The sequence below is a fragment of the Massilia pseudoviolaceinigra genome (assembly GCF_030846505.1).
GTDB classification, from domain to species: domain Bacteria; phylum Pseudomonadota; class Gammaproteobacteria; order Burkholderiales; family Burkholderiaceae_D; genus Telluria_A; species Telluria_A violaceinigra.
Genome location: NZ_JAVCWL010000124.1, coordinates 1 through 820 on the forward strand (window position 1 = coordinate 1; position 820 = coordinate 820).

Below are 820 nucleotides of genomic sequence, written 5' to 3' on the forward strand. Positions count from 1 at the left end.
GAGAAGTGTCCACAGAACTCAGGTTACCTCACGATCAACGGTCACTTGGCGGCCCAGGGTTTGATGATGCGGGAAGGTTGTCAATTTCCGGCATTAAGGCTCCACTCATTTTCGGCGTAATGGCGCCACGTTGGCCAGTGATTTCAGGGCCTCAAACTGGGTTGCAAGAATGATCGATTTCGACGGTTTTGGCAACTTCATTTTCGATACGAGTGCCGTTTTTCGGGTGAATTGCTATCCAGGATGACATCTGGACGGATCGATTTCGGAGTTCACCTATAGATTCTCGTCTACAAACGGTCTTAGACAAAATCTTGGCGGGTATCGAACTGAACATAACTTCGAAAGAATTTCCCATGCAACCCGAACTTGCTACAATATATTTCCGACAAGAATTTCGGGTTCTTGGCTCAGTTGGTTAGCATTCCACTCATCATCCACTGATCGATTGTTGAGTCCCAACATAGCCCACCACTTCACATTGATCTCAAGCGTAATTTCATGAATGTTAGAATCTCTACAATCCGACGTGGCAAGGTGCTTGGCATATGCGCTGTTTTAACAGGAATTTTCGCTTGCACAGTGGTCGATCTGCACGCTCAGGTCAAAGCACCAGCGCGTGCGCCAAGGATCTCCGGTTTCGGCGTGAGCAATTTTGCGATTTCCACCAAGTCAGCTAGTGCTCAGGAATTTTTCAAACAAGGCCTATTGCAGGCATATGCCTTCAACGAGGCAGAGGCCGTGCGCGCATTCAAGGCGGCTTTGGAAGAGGATCCTGATTGTGCCATGTGTGCTTGGGGAGTGGCTTACCAGCTTGGAC

General features: G+C 48.8%; 1 pseudogene. It reads left to right on the forward strand.

Annotated features, from left to right (window positions below):
- Positions 1-501 precede the first annotated feature (501 nt).
- Positions 502-820 (forward strand): annotated as a pseudogene (locus tag RBA40_RS33375) (hypothetical protein); the annotation flags it as partial.